Source organism: Arthrobacter gallicola (assembly GCF_014836775.1).
Lineage (GTDB): Bacteria > Actinomycetota > Actinomycetes > Actinomycetales > Micrococcaceae > Arthrobacter_B > Arthrobacter_B gallicola.
Genome location: NZ_JACSQD010000008.1, coordinates 100,324 through 118,119, shown reverse-complemented (window position 1 = coordinate 118,119; position 17,796 = coordinate 100,324). Strand labels below are relative to the sequence as shown.

19 protein-coding genes are annotated in these 17,796 nt (G+C 66.7%); 6 read left to right on the top strand and 13 right to left on the bottom strand.

Going from position 1 to position 17,796, the window contains the following annotated elements:
* Positions 1–94 precede the first annotated feature (94 nt).
* The 4 genes from H9639_RS15885 to H9639_RS15870 all read left to right on the top strand — a co-directional run bounded on the left by H9639_RS15885 (position 95) and on the right by H9639_RS15870 (position 3,571).
* The gene (locus H9639_RS15885) at positions 95–508 is read left to right on the top strand and encodes a YybH family protein (protein WP_191809047.1); all 414 of its coding nucleotides are present in this window, start codon (positions 95–97) and stop codon (positions 506–508) included.
* Positions 505–2,046, top strand: a complete 1,542-nt coding sequence (locus tag H9639_RS15880; protein WP_191809046.1) for a purine-cytosine permease family protein — start codon at positions 505–507, stop codon at positions 2,044–2,046. The genes H9639_RS15885 and H9639_RS15880 overlap by 4 nt, the downstream gene beginning before the upstream one ends.
* Positions 2,047–2,285: 239 nt before the next feature.
* Positions 2,286–3,284, top strand: a complete 999-nt coding sequence (locus H9639_RS15875; protein ID WP_225219694.1) for a HoxN/HupN/NixA family nickel/cobalt transporter — start codon at positions 2,286–2,288, stop codon at positions 3,282–3,284.
* Between the two features lie 89 nt (positions 3,285–3,373).
* Positions 3,374–3,571 carry a hypothetical protein gene (locus tag H9639_RS15870; RefSeq protein ID WP_191809044.1) on the top strand — a complete coding sequence of 66 codons (198 nt, stop codon included), beginning with the start codon at positions 3,374–3,376 and terminating at the stop codon, positions 3,569–3,571.
* 150 nt (positions 3,572–3,721) lie between these two features.
* Here H9639_RS15870 and H9639_RS15865 read toward each other — a convergent pair whose 3' ends face one another.
* The 7 genes from H9639_RS15865 to H9639_RS15835 form a co-directional block, all read right to left on the bottom strand.
* Positions 3,722–4,723: an urease accessory protein UreD gene (locus tag H9639_RS15865; RefSeq protein WP_191809043.1), complete on the bottom strand. Its 1,002-nt coding sequence runs from the start codon at positions 4,721–4,723 to the stop codon at positions 3,722–3,724.
* Positions 4,689–5,435 (bottom strand): urease accessory protein UreG, encoded by a 747-nt coding sequence (ureG, locus tag H9639_RS15860; protein ID WP_191809042.1) that lies wholly within the window; start codon positions 5,433–5,435, stop codon positions 4,689–4,691. The genes H9639_RS15865 and ureG overlap by 35 nt, the downstream gene beginning before the upstream one ends.
* On the bottom strand, positions 5,428–6,198 hold the full coding sequence (locus H9639_RS15855; protein WP_225219693.1) for an urease accessory protein UreF: 771 nt from the start codon (positions 6,196–6,198) through the stop codon (positions 5,428–5,430). The genes ureG and H9639_RS15855 overlap by 8 nt, the downstream gene beginning before the upstream one ends.
* Before the next feature lie 7 nt (positions 6,199–6,205).
* Positions 6,206–7,912 (bottom strand): urease subunit alpha, encoded by a 1,707-nt coding sequence (locus H9639_RS15850; RefSeq protein WP_191809041.1) that lies wholly within the window; start codon positions 7,910–7,912, stop codon positions 6,206–6,208.
* Positions 7,913–7,914: 2 nt separating this feature from the next.
* Positions 7,915–8,235 carry an urease subunit beta gene (locus tag H9639_RS15845; RefSeq protein WP_318242127.1) on the bottom strand — a complete coding sequence of 107 codons (321 nt, stop codon included), beginning with the start codon at positions 8,233–8,235 and terminating at the stop codon, positions 7,915–7,917.
* Positions 8,232–8,534 carry an urease subunit gamma gene (locus H9639_RS15840; RefSeq protein ID WP_191809040.1) on the bottom strand — a complete coding sequence of 101 codons (303 nt, stop codon included), beginning with the start codon at positions 8,532–8,534 and terminating at the stop codon, positions 8,232–8,234. Before H9639_RS15840 ends, H9639_RS15845 begins: the two co-directional genes overlap by 4 nt.
* A gap of 140 nt (positions 8,535–8,674) precedes the next feature.
* The gene (locus H9639_RS15835) at positions 8,675–9,214 is read right to left on the bottom strand and encodes a hypothetical protein (RefSeq protein WP_318242126.1); all 540 of its coding nucleotides are present in this window, start codon (positions 9,212–9,214) and stop codon (positions 8,675–8,677) included.
* Between the two features lie 287 nt (positions 9,215–9,501).
* Here H9639_RS15835 and H9639_RS15830 point away from each other — a divergent pair, with 287 nt between their 5' ends.
* The gene (locus tag H9639_RS15830; protein ID WP_191809039.1) at positions 9,502–10,398 is read left to right on the top strand and encodes a phosphodiesterase; all 897 of its coding nucleotides are present in this window, start codon (positions 9,502–9,504) and stop codon (positions 10,396–10,398) included.
* Between the two features lie 12 nt (positions 10,399–10,410).
* Here the strand turns inward: H9639_RS15830 and H9639_RS15825 are convergent, their stop codons facing one another.
* The 6 genes from H9639_RS15825 to eat form a co-directional block, all read right to left on the bottom strand.
* Positions 10,411–10,836 carry a pyridoxamine 5'-phosphate oxidase family protein gene (locus tag H9639_RS15825; RefSeq protein WP_191809038.1) on the bottom strand — a complete coding sequence of 142 codons (426 nt, stop codon included), beginning with the start codon at positions 10,834–10,836 and terminating at the stop codon, positions 10,411–10,413.
* 77 nt (positions 10,837–10,913) lie between these two features.
* Positions 10,914–11,705 carry a 3-oxoacyl-ACP reductase gene (locus tag H9639_RS15820; protein WP_191809037.1) on the bottom strand — a complete coding sequence of 264 codons (792 nt, stop codon included), beginning with the start codon at positions 11,703–11,705 and terminating at the stop codon, positions 10,914–10,916.
* A gap of 22 nt (positions 11,706–11,727) precedes the next feature.
* Entirely contained in the window at positions 11,728–13,083 is a 1,356-nt protein-coding gene (locus H9639_RS15815) for an aldehyde dehydrogenase family protein (RefSeq protein ID WP_191809036.1), read from the bottom strand.
* Positions 13,083–13,985 (bottom strand): gamma-glutamyl-gamma-aminobutyrate hydrolase family protein, encoded by a 903-nt coding sequence (locus H9639_RS15810; RefSeq protein WP_318242125.1) that lies wholly within the window; start codon positions 13,983–13,985, stop codon positions 13,083–13,085. Before H9639_RS15810 ends, H9639_RS15815 begins: the two co-directional genes overlap by 1 nt.
* Positions 13,966–15,333, bottom strand: coding sequence for a glutamine synthetase family protein (locus H9639_RS15805; RefSeq protein ID WP_191809034.1), 1,368 nt, complete (start codon positions 15,331–15,333; stop codon positions 13,966–13,968). Before H9639_RS15805 ends, H9639_RS15810 begins: the two co-directional genes overlap by 20 nt.
* A 32-nt stretch (positions 15,334–15,365) precedes the next feature.
* On the bottom strand, positions 15,366–16,799 hold the full coding sequence (gene eat / locus H9639_RS15800) for an ethanolamine permease (RefSeq protein WP_191809033.1): 1,434 nt from the start codon (positions 16,797–16,799) through the stop codon (positions 15,366–15,368).
* Positions 16,800–16,999: 200 nt separating this feature from the next.
* Between eat and H9639_RS15795 the strand changes: the two genes are divergently transcribed.
* On the top strand, positions 17,000–17,716 hold the full coding sequence (locus tag H9639_RS15795) for a FadR/GntR family transcriptional regulator (protein ID WP_191809032.1): 717 nt from the start codon (positions 17,000–17,002) through the stop codon (positions 17,714–17,716).
* The last annotated feature ends 80 nt before the right edge of the window (positions 17,717–17,796 follow it).

Genomic DNA, 17,796 nt, shown 5'->3' with positions numbered 1-17,796 from the left:
AATTTTTGATGTTTAGTAGTCACACTCGTATCGCAGTGATGCGATCCACACCCTGCCCGCCGTCCCGGGCACACAGCAAAAAGGAGGGCCAGGAATGGATCTGACCCGCGATGAGGTCCAAACCGCCGCCCAGCGCCTGGTGGCCGCGTTTGCCGCCACCGACACCGAGGCTTACTTTGATGCCTTTGCCGAAGACGCCACGTTCGTGTTTCACACAGAACCGGCCCGGCTGGAATCACGCGGCGAATACCGTGCGCTCTGGGAGAGCTGGACCGCGGAAGGCTGGGCTATCGAGTCCTGCATCAGCACGAATGTCCGGATCCAGCTCGCCGGTCCGTCCGCCATCTTCACGCATGACGTGCACACCGTAGCCGGCACACCCGGCGCCGCTGAAGAGACCCGGGAACGCGAAACCATCGTGTTCGCCCGCACAGCAGACGGCAGTGTCCTGGCCGTCCATGAGCACCTCTCCCCGGCACCCGCCGCCAGCGCTAATGAGGCGGAATGAGTGCAGTAACTCCGCGGGTCGCCCGGGTGGAACAACACGGCATTGAACCGATTCCCGCCCCGGACCGGACTTCCCGGCCGCGGGACCTATTCCGTCTCTCCTTTGGCGGGGCCAACACCTTCGCCACGGTGGTGCTGGGCTCCTTCCCCATTATCTTCGGCCTGTCCTTCCGCGATGCTCTGCTCGCCACGGTCCTTGGCCTGGTGGCCGGGGCACTGGTCCTGGCGCCGATGGCAGTCTTCGGTCCGACCAACGGAACCAACAACGCGGTCTCATCCTCCGCGCACCTTGGTGTTCACGGCCGCATCGTCGGTTCCTTCCTGTCGCTGCTGACAGCCTTCGCCTTCTTCTCGATCTCCGTCTGGAGCTCCGGCGATGCGCTGGTGGGCGGCGCCAACCGGTTGGTTGGCCTGCCGAACAACGTCTTCACGCTGAGCGCTGCCTACGCGGTCTTCGCCATCCTTATCCTTACCGTCTGCATCTACGGCTACCGGTTTATGCTGTGGGTCAACAAAATCGCAGTTGTCGCCGCTTCCGCGCTTTTCCTGCTGGGTATCGTGGCGTTCGCCGGAGCGTTCGATCCCTCCTACGCCGGGATCTTCGGACCCGGCGCGGATGCTGAAACTGCGGCCCTGTACTGGCCTTCCTTTATCGGTGCAGCGCTGATCGTTATGTCCAACCCGGTGTCCTTTGGCGCATTCCTGGGGGACTGGTCCCGGTATATCCCGGCAGAGACCCCCAAAATCCGGATCCTGGGAGCTGCCTTCCTGGCCCAGATGGCTACGCTGGTGCCGTTCCTCTTCGGCCTGGTCACGGCAACGATCATCGCCGTTCAGGCCCCGGCCTTCCTCGAAGGCTCCGACTATGTCGGCGGCCTGCTGGAAATTGCCCCCGCCTGGTACTTCCTGCCGGTCTGCCTGCTCGCACTGATCGGCGGTATGTCCACGGGCACCACCGCACTCTACGGAACAGGCCTGGACTTCTCCTCCGTGTTCACCCGGTTCTCCCGGGTCCAAGCCACCATCTTTATCGGTACCGTGGCGATCATCTTCATTTTCGTCGGCCGGTTTGCCTTCAACATCGTCCAGAGCATCTCCACCTTCGCCGTGCTGATCGTCACGTGCACCGCCCCGTGGATGATCATCATGATGGTCGGTTTTGTGACCCGCCGCGGCTGGTACGACTCCGATTCGCTGCAGGTCTTCAACCGCCGTCAGGTGGGAGGCCGGTACTGGTTCAATAACGGCTGGAACTGGCGGGCCATGAGTGTGTGGGGAATTGCCGCAGTCACGGGCCTGATGTTCGTCAACCTGCCGGGCCAGTTCGTCGGCCCGCTGGGGAACTTCGCGGCGGGTGTGGACCTCAGTATTCCGGTCTCGATCGGTCTGGCCGCGCTGCTCTATCCGCTGGTTCTGACTCTGTTCCCGGAACCCGCCGATGCGTATGGTCCCGATGGTCCGCGTTTTGTCCGCGCCTCGGCGCCGAAGAACACTCCGATCACTGCGGAGGACGCAGCGGAAGCAACGGTCGCTGCCTAACTCTCCGCGCATTCAGCACAGATCGGTTCGCTGTCCCTGCCGCACCCGTGATATTTCCGGGCGCAGCAGGGACAGCGCTGTATCCGGCGGTGTTAATACGGGGTGATCTCCCGTTTACGTGCCCGCAATGCAAGGTTCGTACGATCAGGTTCTGTCCCAGCCGGTTCAAACGCCTTGAGGTTCCCATGCCAACTGCGCTTACTCTGCCCACCACGTCTGTCCGCAGGAGCCTGTGGGGAATGGGCCTGACCATAGGGATGCTGCACCTGCTCGCCTGGGGCGGGTTCGCGCTGCTGGTCCTGCCGCACAGCTACCGGACCGGCGACGGCGGCGCAGTCTTCGGCGTCGGGCTGGCGGTGACTGCCTACCTGCTGGGCGTCCGGCACGCCTTCGACGCCGACCACATAGCCGCCATCGACAACACCACCCGCCGGCTCGCCGTTGGCCCAGCGAGGCCGGTCTCCACCGGGTTTTGGTTCGCGCTCGGCCACTCGACGATCGTGGTGGGGGCGGTGGCGCTGCTGGCCGCGGGTGTCAATGCGCTGGCCGGGCAGCTGTCAGAGGACGGTTCGGTGCTAAAGCAGGTTTCCGGGATCTGGGGTCCTGCGGTTTCCGGGACGTTCCTGCTGCTGATCGGGGCGGTCAACCTGGTTGCCCTGGCTGGAATCGTGCGGGTTTTCCGCCGGCTGCGGTCGGGGAGTTTCCAGGAAGAAGAGCTGGAGGCCGCGCTGGAGCAGCGCGGGTTTATCAGCCGGCTGCTGGGGCCCGTTGCCCGGCGCGTGGACCGGCCGTGGAAAATGTACCCGCTCGGCTTCCTGTTCGGTCTCGGCCTGGATACTGCGACCACCATCGGCCTCTTTGTGGTCGCCGGCGGCGCCGTGGTCCTGCTGCCCTGGTATGTGGTGATGGTCCTGCCGCTGCTTTTCACCTCCGGCATGGTGCTTTTCGATTCCCTGGACGGTGTGCTGATGGCAAGGGTCTATAAGTGGGCCTACGACGCCCCGGAGCGGAAGGTCTTCTACAACCTCGTGATCACTGCCGTCTCGGTGGCCGTGGCGTTCCTGGTTGGCGCTGCAGTCCTGGGCGGACTGTTCACCGAGCTCCTGGGGCTCCAGACCGGTCCCGTGGCCTGGATCGGCGGGCTGGACCTGGAGTACTTCGGGTTCGCCGTCGTCGGGATCTTCCTGACCGCCTGGGCCGCCGCAGCGGTCTATTGGAAAACCGCGCTGACCCGCTGACCCGCTGACCCGCTGACCCGCTGACTGCGCGGCCAGGAGCCGGTCCTCCACTGTTGCCAAGCCGGAGCACGGGAGTTAGGTTCCCCGCCATGTTGTGGCGAAACAAACCTGCCAGACGCCTGCTTGCAATTGTGGCGCTGGCCCCTGTCCTCGGATACCTCAAACGCATCGCCAGGACGGGCCTGTACGCCACTGCCCACGGGCAGGGACGGCTGGCGGCAGCGCAGCTGGCACCGGGACTTCCCTACGCAGAAACCCGGCGGCTCCCGGCGCGGACGCGCTGGTGACGCTGCTGGACGGCCTGGCCGAGGCGGCTGCGGAGACTATGGACACCGCTCCGGGGCCGGAGACGTCCCAGGGGCCCGACACGCCTCCCGGGCCAGAAACGCATCCGGAGGCGGATGGCCGAACGCAGACCACCCAGGCCCGGGGCGGCGCTACGCCGTAAGCAGGTCCCTCCAACGGCTGTACTCCGCCTGCACCAGCCGGTCGGCTTGATGGGCCGAATCAGTCAGCGCGCGTAAAACGGCACCGCTGGACGCAAGATCAAACCGGTGTACTGACGGGCTCATGTTGCTCCGGCTGGCGGTTCCCCGGCCAGCGTTGCCCCGGCCGGCGCGACCCGGACCGCCGTCGGGGCGCGCATCAGGTTGTGGCACCGGCACCGGCTGCCCCGGATGCCCCGGTTCCTCCGGCTGCACCGGCTGCCCCGGCTGCCCCGGCTCCACCGCCTGCCCCAGCGGTACCTGCCGCCCCGGGCCCGGCTCCGGCAACGGCCGCCAACCGGCCGCCGTCGCGCTGGCCAGGACCTTTGAGGTGCCCAACACACCGACGGCCGCCAACCGGCCGCCCGTAAGGTCCAGGTCCTCGTACAGGACGTCACCGTCCGGTCCGGACAGCCGGGTCACGCTGCGCAGCGCGCCCCCGGCCTCACCCGAGCGGCCCAGCACCAGGGTCTCCCGCAGCAGCACCCGGGATCCGGTGCCCAGCCGCATGCGGGTTTGGCGGAGGACGTTGGAACCGCCGGCCGCCACAAAGGGAGCACTGTCCCAGATCAGAGCGGCCCCTTCGCCCAGGACAGCGTCCAGCGACCAGCGCGAGGCAACCCCTTCGGCGTCGTAAGCCACCATTCCGGCAGGTTCGATCACTTCGAGCGTGACCCCCGGACCGATCGTGAGTTCAATCCGGACGTCATCGCCGCCCAGCAGCATCATATGGATCCCGATCAGGGCAACGCGGAGGTGCGGATTCCCGTTGCCCGGCCGGCGAAGCGGGACGCTCACCGGCCGCGGTGCCAGATAGAGTCCCTGATCCAGCACGGAAAACCGGGCGCTGGAACCTGCCCGCTCCACGGCAATCCGGGTGGGCCGGGGGCTGCTGCCGTCCGTGGCACGGCGGAGAGGGTCAGTGACGGTGGACAGCGTCCGGCTCCTCATCATGGCTGTGGATGAAACCGCCGTCCTCGTCGGCGTGGAAGTGCGGCGCCATGGGTCCGGGGTCCTGCGGGGTGTGGGAACCTGCCCGGTGCTGGGCGACCATCCAACGTACCCAGGCGCTGAGCTCATCGATTGTTTCCTGGCGTTTACGGGACAGAGCCAGAACCGGCCCGCCCTCCCGTGCCGCGGTGGCATCAGCCACCATCTGGTCCACATCCACGTCAACGTGCGGGGCGAGGTCGATCTTATTGATCACCAACAGGTCCGCGCGGGCGATGCCGGGTCCGCCCTTGCGTGCCACGTCGCCGCCGCCGGCAACGTCGAGCACAAAGACCTGGGCGTCCACCAGCGCGGGGGAGAAGGTGGCGGTGAGGTTGTCGCCGCCGCTTTCCACCAGGACCAGGTCCAGCGGTGCGAAGTCGGCTTCGAGGTCCTCAACGGCCAGGAGGTTGGTGGTGACGTCGTCACGGATGGCGGTGTGCGGGCAGGCCCCGGTTTCCACTGCGCGGATCCGTTCCGCCGGCAGGACACCGGCAGAGCGCAGGAACCGGGCGTCCTCATCCGTATAAATGTCATTGGTGATCACGCCGATGTTCAGTTCTCCGGACATCGCGCGGCACACCGTGGCGATCAGCGAGCTTTTACCGGTGCCAACTGGCCCGGCAACACCCAGGCGCAGGGAGCGGGTGGACGGGGGTGTGGTGTTTTCAGGCAACGAACAGCCTCCTTGTTCTAGTGGTGTGGTCCTCGGCCCAGTGCTCCATCCAGGGAGCACTGAGGGCTGGCAGGTCTTCGAGTCCGCGGGCGGCCAGTGCCGCCTCGGCAACGGCGTCCATTTCGCTCTCGGCGGCGAGGATCCAGCCCGCCGCGGTCATGGGATCGATCGGCAGCAGCTTCAGTGCCGCGCCGACCACGGACTGGGCGTCGTCGTAGCAGCAGAGCCGGGCCAGCGGCCCCTCTGCCATCCCGAGGGCTGCAGCGGTCACCCCGAGTGCCACCGGCCGGGTGGGTTTTGGCACGGTCTGCTGCAGGAGCACGACGGCGGGATCCCCGGCTTTGAGCGTGGCGGCCAGGCGCAGCATCCCGCGGCCGAGCCGGCGCGAAGCATCGCGTTGGGCAGCAGATGGAGTGCGTGCGTCGAGGGCCGCTTCCAGCTCGGTGAACCCGGGAATGTCAGCTGCCGTCCCGGGTGCACTCGAAGCGTCGGTGCCGGGACCGGTGCTGGCGTCCTGTCCCCGGCTCCCGGCCGGGAAACGGTGCCGGAGCGCCTGTGCCGTCCGGAACGCCAGGACGGCGGCGCACGCTTCCATCCGCACCACGGTGGACAGCCGCGAGACCAGATAGGGGTACACGCCGTCGACCCCCAGACCGCAGAGGACGGCGGGTTCCAGACCGGCGGAGTGTGAGTAGGCACCGGACGGCAGCCGGGAATCCGCCAGCAGAAACCCGGCCAGGGCCGAACCCGCATCAGACATCATGCACCGCCTAGAACAGCGTGTAGCGCTGGGTCAGGGGGAGCTCGGAGACCGGTGCCGGCTGGATGACCTGGCCGTCGATGCTGACCAGGAACGTCTCCGGACTCACCTGGATGTCCGGCAGGGCGGTGTTGTTCGGCAGGGATGCCTTGGTCACGCCGCGGGTGGAGCCGATCGCGGTCAGGGAACGGGTCAGTCCCAGCCGCTCTGCCAGGCCGTCCTCGAGCGCCGCCGGGGCGACGAACGACGTCGAGAGGTGCGGTGCCGAGGACGCGGTTCCGGCGAGCGCCTCGCGCATCCAGACCGGCTGCGGGGTGGGCAGGGAAGCGTTCGGGTCCCCCATCTGTCCCGCGACGATTGCTCCGCCCTTGATCACGATGGACGGGCGGATGCCGAAGAAGGCCGGGTTCCACAGCACCAGATCTGCCAGCTTGCCCACCTCGATGGAACCGACTTCCGCGTCGATGCCGTGTGCCACGGCCGGGCAGATCGTGTACTTGGCGATGTAGCGCCGGACGCGTTCGTTGTCTGCCGGCAGCGCCGAGTCGGAGGGACCCATGTAGTTCTTCATTACGTGGGCCACCTGCCAGGTACGGGTGATGGTTTCACCGATCCGGCCCATGGCCTGTGCATCCGAAGAGGTGATGGACATGGCTCCGAGGTCCTGGAGCACGTCTTCGGCCATCATGGTGTTGGCCCGGATCCGGGATTCGGCGAAAGCCAGGTCCTCGGGGATCCGCGGGTTCAAATGATGGCAGACCATCAGCATGTCCAGATGTTCGGCCACCGTGTTGACGGTGAACGGCAGGGTGGGATTGGTCGACGCCGGCAGCACGTTGGCGGCCGCCGCTGCGGTGATGATGTCCGGGGCATGGCCGCCGCCGGCACCTTCAGCGTGGAAGATGTGGATGCCGCGGCCCTTGATGGCCGCGAGGGTGTCCTGGACGTACCCGGCCTCATTCAGCGAGTCGGCGTGCAGGGCCACCTGAACGCCCCAGCGGTCCGCGGCCGTGAGGGCGGCATCGATTGCCGCCGGAGTGGATCCCCAGTCCTCGTGCACCTTGTATCCGGCAGCACCGGCAAGTGCCTGTTCCGCCAGGGCGGCCTGGCTGACGGTGTTGCCCTTGCCGTAGAGCAGAAAATTCAGGGGCAGCGTGTCAAGGGCCCGGTGCATCACCTGCAGGTTCCAGGGACCCGGGGTCGCGGTGGTGGCCTTGGACCCCTCGGCGGGTCCGGTGCCGCCGCCGCCCACCGTGGTGATGCCGGAGGCCAGTGCCTCACGCAGCGCGTCGCTGCCGAGCAGATGCACATGTGTATCGATCCCGCCGGCAGTGAGGATCTTCCCCTCCCCGGCGACCACTTCGGTGCCGGGACCAATCACCAGGGCAGGGTCCACCCCGTCCATGATGTCCGGGTTGCCGGACTTCCCGATCCCGGCGATCCGGCCATTCTTCACCCCCACGTCGGCGCGGACGATTCCCCAGTGGTCAACGATTACGACGTTGGTGATGATCAGGTCCGGTGCTCCACCGGCCGAGGACCGGGTGGACTGGGCCATGGATTCCCGGATGTTCTTGCCGCCGCCGAAGACCGATTCGTCCCCGCCGAACGTGTAGTCCTGTTCCGGACTGATCCAGAGGTCGGTGTCCGCAAGCCGGATCTGGTCTCCGACGGTGGGTCCGTAGAGGTGGGCGTATTCGTGCCGGCTGACCTGCATGTTTAGGCTCCTTCCACGGAAGGACGGATCCGGAGCCCGGGGACGGCCCCGCTGCCGGCGAGTTTGACCAGCAGCACGTCGCGGGAGGCGCCGGGCTCAAAACGGACAGCCGTTCCGGCCGGAACTCCCAGCCGGTAGCCTGCCGACGCTTCCCGGTCGAAGGACAGGGCGGAATTGACGTCCGCGAAGTGGAAGTGCGAGCCCACCTGGATGGGCCGGTCGCCGTCGTTCACTACCACCAGCGTCCGGGATTCGCGGCCCGCGTTGATTTCCAGGGAGCCGTGCGCAGTCCGGATTTCACCGGGGATCAGGGGCCCGGTCATGAGATCGGGTCCGTGATGGTGACGAGCTTGCGTCCGTCCGGGAACGTGGCTTCGATCTGCAGCTCCGGAATCATCTCTGGAACGCCCTCCATCACTTCCGCGCGGGACAGCACGCTGCGCCCTTTGCTCATCAGATCCGCCACCAGCCCGCCTTCACGGGCGCGCTCCATCACCCAGCAGGAGAGCAATGCAACCGCTTCCGGGTAATTGAGCCGCACCCCGCGGTCGCGGCGGTCGCGGGCAACCAGTCCGGCAACGCTCAGCAGGAGTTTTTCCGTGTCTGACGGCGTAAGAAACATGTGGGAAGTCTTCCACCGGCATGTTTCTTAGTTTTCGCCGCTGTGTTTCCGGGACGTTGCGGTTTGGCGGACGGGTTAATGGCGGGACGGATTAATGACGGGACGCACTGTACCGGGACGCTGTGTCTCGGGGGCGGAAGCTACTTGCCCTTGCCCTTGCCCTTGTCCTTGGAATGGGAGTGCGAGCGCGAGTCCTTGGCATCCTTAGCGGCCTTCACCACGGCGGCTGCGGCAGCCGTCTTCACCGGGGTGGGGACCTTAACAACCTTGACCTTGGTCTTGTTCTTGGTGTCCAGGATCAGTGCCGCGGCGATGCCCGCCAGCCAGATGTCCTTTGCGAACGGAACGCCGGCGCTGCTCGGCCGGAATCCGTCGTCCTCGGTGAAATCAGGAGTCTTCAGGTACATGGTGACCATTCCGCCGGAAAATACTCCCAGCGCCAGGCCGGCCAGCCTGCTGGGCACAAACGGTGTCAGCAGGAAGAGCCCAAGCGTGATCTCGGCCGCGCTGAGCAGCTTGCCGAAGCGCACCGGTTCCAGGTCCAGGACCTGGGGAAAGGCGTTTCCGGCCAGGTGCTGCAGCCCGGCTGCGGCATCAGCATCCAGGTTGCGCTTGTTCAGCCCGGAATTGAGGATGTAGGCGCCGGTGGTGAGCCGCAGCGGAATATGGCTGAGTTTCATGGTGGTTCCTTACGGTATCGGCGGGTTCACGCACGAGCCTACGGCCGGGCTCCGGCCGATACCAGAGGATGGAACAAAAACCTGAAGCCCCGGCTGGGTTCCGGGCGGGGGCTGCTTGAATCAGGCTTGAACAACAGGTGGCCGGACTATGCACATTGGGTGCCGGAGCGAACACACCGCCGTAAAGTTACCTCGATCACTATATTTCTGCTTTGATTAAGCCGGTACCGAGCATACGAATCCCCCGACGACACTAGAGACCACCGGACGACACTAGAAGGTCAACAATGGATTACCTCCCGGCCGAACACCCCCGGCCGCGACACTTCATCCTTCACCTCAGTGATACTCATCTGCTGGCCGGTCCCGGCCCGCTCTACGGGACTGTGGACAGCCGGGCGAAGCTCCTGTCCCTTTTCGAAAGGCTGGAGGCGGCGGAGCGCCGGCCCGAAGCGATAGTTTTCACCGGGGACCTCACCGATAAAGGTGAGGCGGCTGCGTATGACTCCCTGCGGGCAATCGTGGAACCTGCCGCGGAGCGGATGGGGGCCCGGGTGATCTGGGTGATGGGCAACCACGACCGCCGGGACACCTTCAAGGAGCGGCTGCTGGACGAGGCACCTGACATGGCGCCCATGGACCGGGTGTATGACGTCAATGGTCTGCGCATCGTCACACTGGATTCCACGGTCCCCGGGTTCCACCACGGCGAACTCAGCGGAACCCAGCTGGCCTGGCTGCGCTCCGTCCTGGCCGCTCCGACGCCGGAGGGAACCATTCTGGCGCTGCACCACCCGCCCGTGCCCAGCGTCCAGGACCTTAGCGTTCTCGTAGAGCTTCGCGGCCAGCGCGCCCTGGCTGCGGCACTTGAAGGAACAGACGTCCGGGCCATCATCGCCGGCCACCTGCACTATTCCACGTTCAGCACCTTCGCGGGCATACCGGTGTCCGTTGCCTCCGCGACCTGTTACACGCAGGATCTTGCGACGCCGGGAACCCGGGGACAGGACGCCGGGCAGGGGTTCAACATGATCCACGTGTATGAGGATTCCGTGGTCCACTCGGTGGTGCCCCTTGAGGAGCAGGAAACCGTGGGGGAGCGGGTCGACGAGACGGAGACCCGGCGCCGGCTCGAGGCGGCTGGTGTCCGCATCCTCGACGCCCGGAGCATGAGCCACGCCTGAGCGCAGCGGTGCTCAGTCCCGGCCGGGTTCCGGACCGAGATTGAAGAACCGCCCGGAGATGCTCGTCGGAGTCAGCTCCACATAATGGTGCTTTTCGGTCCGGACCCACGGGCGCAGGGGGAGCTGCTCGGCAGCCTCGATTTCAGCGGACAGCTCCAGTTCCCTGGTGGTGCCGTGCATAACAACGGACCATGCCTCATCGCTGTAGATTCCGTCCACCTCGAACGCGACCTGTGAGTTGACGGTCAGCTCCGCCAGTTTTGTGCCGGGCGCAGTCCGGAAGAGCAGCACGCCGTCGTGCGCGAAATAGTTCACCGGGAAAATGTCCGGCTGGTTGCCCACGCTCAGCGCGAGCCGGCCATGGAAGGTTTTCTCGACAAACCTCCAGGATTCTTCAGCCGTGAGTTCGACAACGGGCGGCTTTTCTTCGCTAGTCATGCCCCAAGTGTGCCAAGCGTGGCGGACAGCCGCCACCGGCGGGCTCCCGGCACGGATTTGGCTGGGGCTTAGCCGGGCTAGACGGGGGTGACGTACGCTCCGGAAATGCCGCCGTCGACCATAAAGGTGGACGCCGTAATGAAGGAAGAATCGTCGCTGGCCAGGAAAGCGACGGCGCCGGCGAGCTCTTCCGGTTCCGCAAACCGCCCGAGCGGGACGTGCACCAGCCGGCGTGCGGCCCGTTCGGGGTCCGCGGCGAACAGCTCGCGCAGCAGGGGAGTGTTGACCGGTCCCGGGCACAGGGCGTTCACGCGGACGCCCTGGCGGGCAAACTCCACGCCCAGTTCCCGGCTCATGGACAGCACCCCGCCCTTGGAGGCGCTGTAGGAGATCTGCGAGGTTGCCGCTCCCATCACGGCGACGAAGGACGCGGTATTGATGATGGAGCCCTTGCCCTGCGCCAGCATGTGCGGGAGGGCGAACTTGCAGCAGTGGAACACGGATGTCAGGTTCACCTCCTGTACCTTGCGCCAGGCGTCGATGCCGGTTGCCAGGATGGAGGCGTCCTCCGGCGGAGAAATGCCGGCGTTGTTGAACGCGATGTCCACGCGGCCGTAGGTTTCCCGGGTGATCTCATAGAGCCGCCGGACCTCCTCCTCGACCGTGACGTCCACCGGGACGAAGAGGCCGCCGACGTCGTCGGCAGCAGCCTTGCCCGCAACCGGGTCAATGTCCGCGACGACGACGTGCGCGCCCTCCGCGGCGAGCCGCCGGGCACTGGCCAGCCCGATTCCGCTGCCCCCGCCGGTGACGACGGCGGTGCGGCCGGCGAGCCGCTGCGAGAGCGATTGTGAGACCACGTCTGGCATGGGGTTCCTTCCTTGGGGGCCGCTACCGGCCCGTGGCGATGAAAACGTTCTTGGTTTCGGTAAACGCGTCCAGTGCATCGGGGCCCAGTTCCCGCCCCAGGCCCGAGTGTTTAAAACCGCCGAACGGGGTCCAGTACCGCACCGAGGAATGCGAATTGACGGACAGGTTGCCGGCCTCCACCCCGCGGGCGGTGCGCAGGGCCCGGCCAAGGTCACTGGTCCAGATGGACCCGGAGAGTCCGTAGGCCGAGTCGTTGGCGATCCGGATGGCGTCCGCTTCGTCCCGGAAGGGGACGACGGCGAGCACCGGACCGAATATCTCCTCCCGCAGGGCCGGACTTCCCGGGGCCGGGGCCAGTACCGTTGGCGGGAACCAGAAGCCCGGCCCGTCCGGTGCTCTGCCCTGGAAGACGACGTCGTCCGCGGTCACGTAGCCGGCCACCCGGTCGCGCTGTGCCGCGGAAATGAGCGGGCCCATGGCGGTGTCCGCCTGCCGCGGGTCACCGGCGGCAAGTCCGGTGACCTGCGGTTCGAGCAGTTCCAGGAACCGTTCGTAGACGTTGGCCTGGACCAGGACCCGCGAGCGGGCGCAGCAGTCCTGCCCGGCGTTGTCGAACGCCCCGCCGGGTGCAGCAGCGGCTGCCGCCTCGAGATCGGCGTCGTCGAAAATGATGTTTGCGCTCTTGCCGCCCAGCTCCAGGGTGACCCGTTTCAGCTGCGCGGAGCACCCGGCCATAATCTGCCGGCCCACCTCCGTGGAACCGGTGAACACGACTTTGCGGACAGCCGGGTGGGCGATGAAGCGCTCGCCGATCACTGGTCCCTTGCCCGGCAGTACCTGCAGGACTCCCTCCGGAAGCCCGGCTTCCAGGGCCAGTTCAGCCAGACGCAGCGCGGTCAGCGGGGTGAGTTCCGCGGGTTTGAGCACCACGGTGTTTCCCGCTGCCAGTGCCGGCGCGAACCCCCAGGCGGCGATTGGCATCGGAAAGTTCCAGGGCACAATGATCCCGGTGACGCCGAGCGGTTCGTGGAAGGTGATGTCTACTCCGCCGTCCACCGGGATCTGGGCACCGGTGTGCCGTTCGGGCGCTCCGGCGTAATAGGCGAGGACATCCCGGACGTTGCCGGCTTCCCAGCGGGCATCGCTGAGGGTATGCCCCGCGTTGGCCACTTCCAGCGCCGCAAGGTTCTCCAGGTCGGCGTCGACGGCGGCGGCGAACCGGCGCAGCAGTGCGGCACGCTGCGAGGGACCGGTATGCCGCCATGTCTCGAAGGTGCGCGCTGCCAAAGCGATGGCCGCGTCAACCTCCGCCGGGCCCAAAGGCTCGACGACGGTGATGGCCTCTCCCGTGGCCGGGTTGAGGATGGGGGTGCTCATCAGCGGGCTCCTTTGTGGTCAGCGGCGCCGGTGTCCGGGCGCACGGTTTCCCGGCGGAGCGCACTGCGCTCGCTGTGGATTCCGGCTCCGCTGCGTGAGGCGCAGGCATTCCGCTCGGTGCGCACCCCGGGTCCGCTGCGTCCGGTACCTATCCGGGACGCCGCGGCGATGAGGCCTTCGAACAGGCGCAGATCCGCGGGGTTCTGTTCCGGGTGGAACTGGACCCCCAGGACCCAGCCTCCGCCGGCTGCTTCGATCGCCTCCACCGTGCCAACGGGTGCCTGTGCCGTGACCCGCAGCCCGTGTCCGAGTTCTGCAATGCCCTGGTGGTGATAGCAGGGAGCGCTGGCCTCCGGACCCAGCAGCGAGCCGATGATGCTGTCCGGAGCGGTGCTGAAACGAACCTCGCCGAATACTCCCGGCGAGGGCTGATAGTTCGCTTCGGGCCGGACATCCGGCAAATGCTGGATCAGTGTTCCGCCCAGTGCCACGTTCAGGATCTGCGCGCCGCGGCAGACAGCCAGCAGGGGCAGCTCCTTGGCCAGCGCAGCCTTGGTCAGCGCCAGATCATGGACATCCCGCAGCGGTTGGCTGAGCGTGAGCGGATGGGCGTTATGACCGTAGAGGGCTGGATCCACATCGGGGCCCCCGGCCGTCACGAGTCCGTCCAGGGCATCGAGGACGGAGGTCTCGGTGCCGACCGGCGGCAGGAGGACCGGGCTGCCGCCGGCCGCGGTCACGGCCTCAACGTACGTTCCGGGGATCAGGGCGGCGGTGCCCTCCCAGACACCCCAGGCTGCCGGCTGATAGTAGGTTGTGATCCCGATCAGCGGCCGGCCCGCATCCGGCCGGCCCGCGCGGGTACGCCCGCCGCCGGGGAGGTCAGAGCCGCTCGAAACCACGCTTGCGCTCCCAATCGGTGACGGCCGCGTCGAAAGCCGCCAGCTCGACGTCGGCCGCATGCACGTAGTGGGTGAGGACCTCGTCGCCGAAGGCCTTGCGGGCGATTTCGCTGCTGGCCAGCAGGTCCCGTGAGGCCCGGAGCGTGGTGGGGAGGCGGTCGGCTCCGGTGGTGTAGGCGTTGCCGGCGGTGACCGGTTCGAGCGGCAGCCGGTTTTCCAGCCCGTGGATGGCTGCGGCGATCAGCGCCGCGGCAGCGAGGTAGGGGTTCAGATCGCCGCCGCCCACCCGGTTTTCGGTGCGGAGACCGCTGCCGTGCCCGACGACGCGGAGGGCGCAGCTGCGGTTATCCAGTCCCCAGGCGATGGCGGTGGGAGCGAAGCTGCCCTCCACAAAACGTTTGTAGGAGTTGACGTTCGGGGCCAGGAAGTAGGTGAGTTCCTTCAGGGCAGCGAGCTGTCCGGCGATGAAGTGTTCCATCACCGGGCTGAAGCCGTGTTCTCCATCGCCAGGGAGCACCGGGTTGCCGTCGAGGTCCCGCAGGCTGAAGTGGATATGGCAGGAATTGCCCTCGCGCTCATTAAACTTCGACATAAACGTGAGGCTTTTGCCCTGCTGATCCGCGATCTCCTTGGCACCGGTCTTGTAGAAGGAGTGGTTGTCGCAGGTGCGCAGGGCCTCATCGAACCGGAAGGTGACTTCCTGCTGGCCGTAGTTGCACTCGCCCTTGGACGATTCAACGATCATGCCGGCGCCTTCCATCCCGGTGCGGATCGCCCGCAGCACCGGTTCCAGCCGGGAAGTGGCCAGCAGCGAGTAGTCAACGTTGTAGCGGCTGGAGGCCTGCATACCGCTGTACCCGGTGTCCCAGGCACTCGAATAGCTGTCGTCGAAGAGGATGAACTCCAGCTCGGTGCCCATGTAGGCGCGGTACCCCAGCTCCTGCAGCCGGTCCAGCTGGCGGCGGAGGATCTGCCGGGGCGAGGGGGCCAGCGCTGACCCGTCGGTCCGCAGGACATCGCACTGCACAATCGCCGTTCCGGGCAGCCAGGGCACCAGGCGCAGCGTATCCATGTCCGGACGCATCACCAGGTCCCCGTAGCCGTTCTCCCAGGACGAGGACGCATACCCCTCGATGGTGTTCATGTCCACGTCGACGGCCAGCAGGTAGTTGCAGCCTTCTGCGCCGTGCGGGTACACGTCCTCCAGGAAGGACCTGGCGCCGCAGCGTTTACCTTGCAGCCGGCCGAGGTGATCGGTAATGGCGACGATCACCGTGTCGATGCTGCCGGCTGCCGTGCGTTCGCGCAGCTCGTCGAGGCCCAGGCCGTTGGGATATTGCTGCTCCATGCTGTCCACGCTCCGAGGTTGTAGTGCCGGTGCTAGCGGATTTCCTTTTCTGCTTCGCTGATCTGGGCGAACTCTTCTTCCGGTGCGCTGGCCACCAGGTGGTGCCGGCTGTAGAACCAGAAGTAGGCCAGGGCTGCGACGAAAATGCCAGCGGTGATGGAGGCAGCCAGGACATCCACCACAAAGGTGGCGATCACCGCCACCACCGCCAGGACCAGCGCGACGCCGGTGGTCACGGCCCCGCCCGGCGTACGGTATCCACGCGGCAGGTTGGGCTCGCGGCGCCGCAGGACGATGTGCGAAAGGTTCAGCAGCACGTAGGAGACCGTGGCGCCGAAGACCGCGATGTTGATCAGCAGTCCGCCGTCGCGGGTCAGGGCCGCGAGCAGGAAGCCGATGGTGCCCGGGACGATCAGCGCCACGTAGGGGGTGCGCCAGCGGGTGGTCAATGACATCCAGCGGGGAAGATAACCGGCCCGGGACAGGGCGAAGAGCTGGCGGGAGTAGGCATAGACGATTGAGAAGAAGCTGGCCACCAGTCCGGCGAGTCCGGCATAGTTCACGAAATCCGCCAGCAGCGTGTTCCCGCCGTAGGCGATGCGCAGCGCTTCGGGCAGCGGGTTGTCGGAGGTGCTCATGGCTTCGGCACCGGCAGCCCCGGGGACCAGGACCAGCATCAGGGCGCCGAAGACCAGAAGCATGGCCATCGCCGCGATGATGCCGCGGGGCATGTCCTTCTTGGGGTTCGCTGTTTCCTCGGCCGCCAGTGGTACGCCTTCGATGGCAAGGAAGAACCAGATGCCGTAGACCAGCGCAGCCAGCGCTCCGGCGATGCCCATGGGCAGGAAGGAGCTGGCCCCGGCCGCGTCGGAGGGGACGATGTCGAAGAGGTTGGCGGCATCGAATTTGGGGACCAGTCCGACGACGGTGGCAACCAGTGCCAGGACCGCGATGGCGGTGATGGCGAACATCAGCTTCAGGGCTTCGCCCACGCCGCGGATGTGGATGCCGATGAAGATGGCATAGGTGACCAGGTAAACGGGCCAGGAGTTGGTCAGCCCAAAGAGGCCCAGAGCTTCGATGTATCCGCCGATGAAGGTGGCGATCGCTGCGGGGGCCACAGCGTACTCGATCAGTACCGCCATTCCCGTGGCAAAGCCGCCCAGGGGGCCGAGTGCCCTGCGGGCAAACCCGTAGCCGGCTCCCGCCGTCGGGAGGGTGGAGGAGAGTTCTGCCAGGCCGAACACCATGCAGGTGTACATGATGCCCATCAGCACAAAGGCGATCAGCAGCCCGCCCCAGCCGCCCTGGGCCAGTCCGAGGTTCCAGCCGGAGAAGTCCCCGGAGATAACGTAGGCCACGCCCAGGCCGGCGAGCAGGATCCAGCCTGCTGCACCGCGCTTGAGCTGGCGGTGGCTCATGTAGCTTGCGTCGACCTTGGTGTAGTCGACCCGGGATTTAGCCATGCCGTTTTTCCTTCGAGGGCCGGGTGCCGTGCAGGGAAAGAGCATCACCGCGGCAGCCGCGGCGCAATGGACTAATTTCAGTCCATGGAAAGGTGGGGCTTAGTCTGACGTCCGGGCAGGGTGCTCGTCAATAGCCCGTTGAAATCTTTTTATTGGCCCGTTTCCAGTCAATTGCAGGGCGGCGAGGCTACACTCGCGGGATGGAACAGCTGCAGTTCGAGTCCGGGGTGCTGGCGCCGCCGCCCGTCCGGCGCGGCAACGCCTTCGAAGAGACCATCCAACGGCTGCTCCAGGGGCTCAAGCTGGGTATCTACGCCGCCGGAACCCGCTTGCCGCCTGAGCGGGAACTGGCCGCGCAGCTGGGGGTGTCCAGGGCGACCCTCCGAGACGCGCTCGCGGAACTCCAGGCAGCGGGCTACCTGCAGTCCCGGCGCGGCCGGTACGGCGGAACGTTCGCGGCTCCGGTCCTCCCGGAACCTGCCGTGCAGACGCTCGGCAGCGGGACAGAGGATGTCGAGGACGTGCTGCTGTTCCGGAGCATCGTTGAACCGGCGGCGGCCAGGCTGGCGGCGCAGGCCACCCTGACACCGGCAGCCAGATCCCATCTGCTGGCTGCGCTCGCCGAAGTGGATGAGGCGAACACGGATACTTTCCGCCCCAAGGACGCCCGGTTTCATATTGCGGTCGCGGAGCTGTCCGGTTCGCCGCGCCTGGTGGCTGCCGTCGCCGACGTGCGGGCACAGACCAGCGACCTGCTGGACCGGATCCCGCTGCTGCAAAGGAACCTGGACCATTCGCAGGCCCAGCACCGCGAACTTGCCGGAGCCATCCTGAAGGGCGATGCCGATGCGGCTGAAGCCGCCGCTGCCGTTCATCTGGAGGGAACTGCCCGCCTGCTCCGCGGCTTCCTGACCTAGTTTTTCCCGGGATGCTGACCTAGCTTGCCGGGGATGCTGATCCGCGCTGCCCACCGATCCTGCACACCCTGCATCATGCC

Bases quoted from the DNA above. Each gene is read 5' to 3' on its own strand.
- H9639_RS15820 (WP_191809037.1), bottom strand. From the start codon at position 11,705: ATGCCAGACGTGGTCTCACAATCGCTCTCGCAGCGGCTCGCCGGCCGC.
- H9639_RS15815 (WP_191809036.1), bottom strand. From the start codon at position 13,083: ATGAGCACCCCCATCCTCAACCCGGCCACGGGAGAGGCCATCACCGTC.
- H9639_RS15880 (WP_191809046.1), top strand. From the start codon at position 505: ATGAGTGCAGTAACTCCGCGGGTCGCCCGGGTGGAACAACACGGCATT.
- H9639_RS15870 (WP_191809044.1), top strand. From the start codon at position 3,374: ATGTTGTGGCGAAACAAACCTGCCAGACGCCTGCTTGCAATTGTGGCG.
- H9639_RS15845 (WP_318242127.1), bottom strand. From the start codon at position 8,235: ATGACCGGGCCCCTGATCCCCGGTGAAATCCGGACTGCGCACGGCTCC.
- H9639_RS15850 (WP_191809041.1), bottom strand. From the start codon at position 7,912: ATGCAGGTCAGCCGGCACGAATACGCCCACCTCTACGGACCCACCGTC.
- H9639_RS15865 (WP_191809043.1), bottom strand. From the start codon at position 4,723: ATGATGAGGAGCCGGACGCTGTCCACCGTCACTGACCCTCTCCGCCGT.
- H9639_RS15795 (WP_191809032.1), top strand. From the start codon at position 17,000: ATGGAACAGCTGCAGTTCGAGTCCGGGGTGCTGGCGCCGCCGCCCGTC.
- H9639_RS15855 (WP_225219693.1), bottom strand. From the start codon at position 6,198: ATGATGTCTGATGCGGGTTCGGCCCTGGCCGGGTTTCTGCTGGCGGAT.
- H9639_RS15885 (WP_191809047.1), top strand. From the start codon at position 95: ATGGATCTGACCCGCGATGAGGTCCAAACCGCCGCCCAGCGCCTGGTG.
- H9639_RS15825 (WP_191809038.1), bottom strand. From the start codon at position 10,836: ATGACTAGCGAAGAAAAGCCGCCCGTTGTCGAACTCACGGCTGAAGAA.
- H9639_RS15805 (WP_191809034.1), bottom strand. From the start codon at position 15,333: ATGGAGCAGCAATATCCCAACGGCCTGGGCCTCGACGAGCTGCGCGAA.
- eat (WP_191809033.1), bottom strand. From the start codon at position 16,799: ATGGCTAAATCCCGGGTCGACTACACCAAGGTCGACGCAAGCTACATG.
- H9639_RS15875 (WP_225219694.1), top strand. From the start codon at position 2,286: ATGGGCCTGACCATAGGGATGCTGCACCTGCTCGCCTGGGGCGGGTTC.
- H9639_RS15830 (WP_191809039.1), top strand. From the start codon at position 9,502: ATGGATTACCTCCCGGCCGAACACCCCCGGCCGCGACACTTCATCCTT.
- H9639_RS15835 (WP_318242126.1), bottom strand. From the start codon at position 9,214: ATGAAACTCAGCCATATTCCGCTGCGGCTCACCACCGGCGCCTACATC.
- H9639_RS15840 (WP_191809040.1), bottom strand. From the start codon at position 8,534: ATGTTTCTTACGCCGTCAGACACGGAAAAACTCCTGCTGAGCGTTGCC.